We start from the raw sequence: 3,886 nt of genomic DNA, 5'->3' as shown, positions 1-3,886 counted from the left end.
CGGGATACCACCCTGACCGCCAAGTCACCCTTCGCCAAGGCCGCGCTGGGCTACAACCATCAGTTCGACAACGCGACGCTGCGCCTGGAGGTTGGCGCCCGCCGTACCCTTGATGGCCGGGCAACGCTCGACATCGACGATGCCGGCAGCGACCGGGTGGACCTCAAGGACCAGACCAACCCCTTTGCCGAACTCAGCCTGCTGATGAACCAGAATGGCAGCCTGCCTGTCCATGCCAGCGTCTACTACACCCGTACCGACTACGACCTCGAGGGCGGCTCGCCCGTGACGGACAACACCCGCCTCAAGCGTGACGAATATGGGTTCAAGCTAGGCCTGGTGTTCTAGGCCTGTCGCGGACAGCCAACCAACCTGCAACTATTCATTCGGCGGCTGCTGCGCAAGGGGCAGCCGCCGAATATTGTCTGAGCTGACAGGTTTTCAATCAAACGGATAGGCAGGCAATTCAGGTGGATGACCGATTGCGGCCATGAATCCGGGGCCTTAGCCAAATAAACGATATTTTCACATTTTCTTCAGAACTTTTTCAGTGGTGGCCTTTCGAACCGTTTGCATTTGACTGCCACTTTTCTTGTCATGGAGATACCTGCGAATGGCTACTCGCAACCTGCTGCGCAACACCTGCATCCTGGGCCTGGCCTGCGCCCCTCTGAGCGCCTTCGCCGCGCCACCGACCGATCCTATCTTCACCCTCGGCCTGCAGGGCAGCTACAACGAATTCAAGCTGGAGGGCGGTAGCGACTCCCAGAAGGACGACATGGGCCAGGGCGGTGTCTTCGCGACGTTCGGCAACAAGATGACCGCCGAGTCCGGCCTGATCTACCAGGTCGGTGCCGAAGCCAAGTACGGCGAGAAGGACGACAACAAGGTCAAGGAAGCACAGGCTGATCTGGACGTCGGTTTCCGCGCGGCGCTGGATGCGCGCAACTTTGTCGACCTGACCGTCGGGGGTGGCTACACTTGGTCGCGCTATGAGCCTGAGATCGACGACCTCGATACCCGCCTGACCGCCAAATCGCCATTCGCCAAGGCCGCGGTCGGCTACAACCACCAGTTCGACAACTCGACCCTGCGTGTCGAAGTGGGTGCCCGTCACACCATCGACGGCCGCGCCCGCCTGAAAGTCGATGACTTCGGCAGCGACAGCGTCGACCTGAAAGACCGCACCAACCCGTACGCCGAAGTCAGCCTGCTGATGAACCAGAAGAGCATGCCGATCCACGCCGGCGTGTACTACACCCGTACCGAGTACAAGCTTGATGGTGACTCGGATGTCGCGGACAACACCAAGCTCAAGCGTGACGAGTACGGCTTCAAGGTAGGCCTGGCGTTCTGATGAATTTGCCGGGCCCGGCCTGAACCCTCTGGGAGCGGCTTTCCGCTCCCACAGGTTCACCGCCCGCGCTTGCGCGACACTCTGGCCTCGATGTTCTTGCGCCCGATCAGCAGGCTGGGCGTTTCGGTCACCGGCTCGTCGGCAAGCCACTTGTACATCACCAGACAATCCACCAGCCCGAGCCGGGCATGCCTATAGGCACGCGGCAAGCGCCCGACCGTCTCGAAGCCGAGCGAGTGCCACAGCGCCACGGCCACCTCATTGCTCGACACCACCGAATTGAACTGCATCGCCAGGAAGCCTTCCTGGCGTGCCAGCTTCTGCGAGTGCTCGCACATCAGCCTGGCCACTCCGCGCCCGCGAGCCGCCTCGCAGACCATGTAGCCGCAATTGCTCACATGCCCGCCAGGGCCGGCCGCGTTGGCCTTCAGGTAGTAAGCCCCAAGCAGTTCGCCATCAGCCTCGGCCACCCGCGTGTGCAGGGGCAGTTCCAGCCACAGCTGGCGCGCCTGCTCAACGCTCAGCGCCGGGTCGTAGGCGTAGGTTTCGCGGGCCTGGACGATAGCCTGGAAGGTTGGCCAGAAACGCTCGAAGTCGGCGTCGGTCATGGGACGGATGTGGATCATGGGGGCTCCCTGGTGCGTGAGCCCCGGAGTGTGAAAGCCTTGGATGCGAGGCGCAACTGTTTCCCGGTTGAATCAGGCCTTTTCCAGCGCATCCAGCGCGCGGGCCGAGTAGACCAGCGCAGCCCCCGCGTTCATCGCCACGGCGACGCCCAAGGCTTCGGCGATCTCTTCGCGGGTGGCACCCTGCTTGACCGCCTGCGCCGAATGCACGGCGATACAGCCATCGCAACGGGTCGTCACGGCCACCGCCAGCGAGATCAGCTCGCGGGTCTTGGCGTCGAGGTGGTTGGTCTTGGCGCCCGCGCCGGTGGCGGTCATGTAGCCGGCGACCGTGTCAGGGGAAAGCTGGCTGATGTCACCGATGCCGGCCATCAGCTGCTTACGGTAGGCGTCCCAATCGAGCATGCTCATTGTCTTCACCTTGTGGGTTGGCAACAGGAGCTTTCAGGCTAGACCAGGATCACCGTGTGAAACATGCCGCTGGGTCAGATGTAGATGAACACCAGCACCAGCGCGGCGACGAACAGCCATTTTTCCAGGTAGTAGCGCGTGCGGTTGCGCTTTTTCAACGCCTTGCCGCGGGCGCGGATCTTGTAGAGACGGGTGAACAGGCGGTTGATGCCGCCGGTCTTGTCCTCGGCATCGTTGGGCGCCGCGGCGGCGGCCATGACCTTGCGGCTGAACCAGCGGTTGAAGGCAGAGGCCCAGCGGTACCTGAGCGGCCGCTCGATGTCGCAGAACAGGATGATGCGGTTCTGCTCGGTGGTGTTGGCGGCGTAGTGGATATAGGTTTCGTCGAAGATCACGCTCTCGCCGTCGCGCCAGGCATACCGCTGGCCATCCACCTCGATGTAGCAGCCATCGTCGTTGGGCGTGTCCAGACCCAGGTGAAAGCGGTAGGAGCCGGCATACGGATCACGATGACGCACGAGCCTGGCGCCAGGCGGCAGGGTGGCGAACATCGCGGCCTTGACGGTGCCGATACCTTGCAGCAGCTCGGTGGTGCGAGGGCACAGCTTCATCGCCGAGGGGTGGCTTTCGCCATACCACTTCAGGTAGAAGCGCTTCCAGCCGCTCTTGAAGAACGAATTGAAACCGACATCGTCAAAATTGTCGGATTTCTTGATCTCGCCCACATGCAGCAGCGCCTGTGCCTCGGCGCGGATTTCCTGCCAGTTGTCCTGCAGGGGCTGCAGTTCGGGGAAGGCCTGGACCGGCAGGTAGGGCTTGGCAGGCAGGCGCGAGCACAGGTAGAGGAGGGTGTTGATGGGTGCCAGGAAACTGGAATGGTCGCCCAGCTGGCGCGTCAGTTTGTGGCGTACCCGACCGCGCAGGTGCACGTAAGCGATCGAGAAGACGAAGAGTAGGACGAGTGCGATTTTCATGAGCGGGTATAGGTCAGTGTGGCGTTGCGCCATGGCATTAGCCGCCCAGCATAAACAATCGCACCCGGGGTTTGTACTAAATGTTACGTCATCGAAGTGAGACATTGGTGCTAGTCGCAAAGGTTTGCGATGTGCTGTAAAGGGAGCAAGATCATGACATTGCTGTCACGAGACAAAGGTGAGCCCTTCAAGCGCCTGTTCTTTGCGCTTGATTGCCCCGCGCCCCAGCGCCGCGCGATCGCCCAGTGGCGCCGTGACCTGGGATTGCGCAGCGGCAAGCCGGTACCGGCCGAAAACTTCCACCTGACCTTGCTGTTTCTGGGGGATGTGGACGCCGCGCAGGTGCCTGCCATCTGCGCGGCGGCCGATGACCTCAAGTTGCCACCGGCGCCGCTGCGGCTGATGCTGGACGAGCTGCAGCGCTGGCAACGTTCTGGCGTGCTGGTACTGGCGCCGCAGCAGACCCCGCCCGCCTTGCGCCAGCTGGTCTACGCCCTGCAGCAGGCGCTGTTGCCGTT

The 3,886-nt window shown here is 62.4% G+C and carries 5 protein-coding genes and 1 pseudogene; 3 read left to right on the top strand and 3 right to left on the bottom strand.

The window, feature by feature from the left end:
- Both VJS90_RS14980 and VJS90_RS14975 read left to right on the top strand, forming a co-directional pair.
- Positions 1-348 (top strand): annotated as a pseudogene (locus tag VJS90_RS14980) (hypothetical protein); the annotation flags it as partial.
- A 265-nt stretch (positions 349-613) separates the two neighbouring features.
- Entirely contained in the window at positions 614-1,357 is a 744-nt protein-coding gene (locus tag VJS90_RS14975) for an outer membrane beta-barrel protein (RefSeq protein ID WP_324122427.1), read from the top strand.
- Between the two features lie 56 nt (positions 1,358-1,413).
- On the opposite strand, the gene VJS90_RS14970 is transcribed toward VJS90_RS14975, so the two are convergent.
- From VJS90_RS14970 to lpxO, 3 genes are all read right to left on the bottom strand, one after another.
- Entirely contained in the window at positions 1,414-1,983 is a 570-nt protein-coding gene (locus VJS90_RS14970) for a GNAT family N-acetyltransferase (RefSeq protein WP_324122426.1), read from the bottom strand.
- Between the two features lie 72 nt (positions 1,984-2,055).
- Entirely contained in the window at positions 2,056-2,394 is a 339-nt protein-coding gene (locus VJS90_RS14965) for a carboxymuconolactone decarboxylase family protein (RefSeq protein ID WP_324122425.1), read from the bottom strand.
- A 74-nt stretch (positions 2,395-2,468) separates the two neighbouring features.
- Positions 2,469-3,368 (bottom strand): lipid A hydroxylase LpxO, encoded by a 900-nt coding sequence (lpxO, locus tag VJS90_RS14960; RefSeq protein ID WP_324122424.1) that lies wholly within the window; start codon positions 3,366-3,368, stop codon positions 2,469-2,471.
- Between the two features lie 153 nt (positions 3,369-3,521).
- Here lpxO and thpR point away from each other — a divergent pair.
- On the top strand, positions 3,522-3,886 hold a 365-nt coding region (gene thpR / locus VJS90_RS14955; protein WP_324122423.1), incomplete at its 3' end, for an RNA 2',3'-cyclic phosphodiesterase.

This window comes from Pseudomonas sp. (assembly GCF_035277045.1).
Classification (GTDB): Bacteria; Pseudomonadota; Gammaproteobacteria; order Pseudomonadales; family Pseudomonadaceae; genus Aquipseudomonas.
The sequence above is the reverse complement of the archived record's forward strand: the minus strand, read 5'-3'. Positions and strand labels throughout refer to the sequence as shown.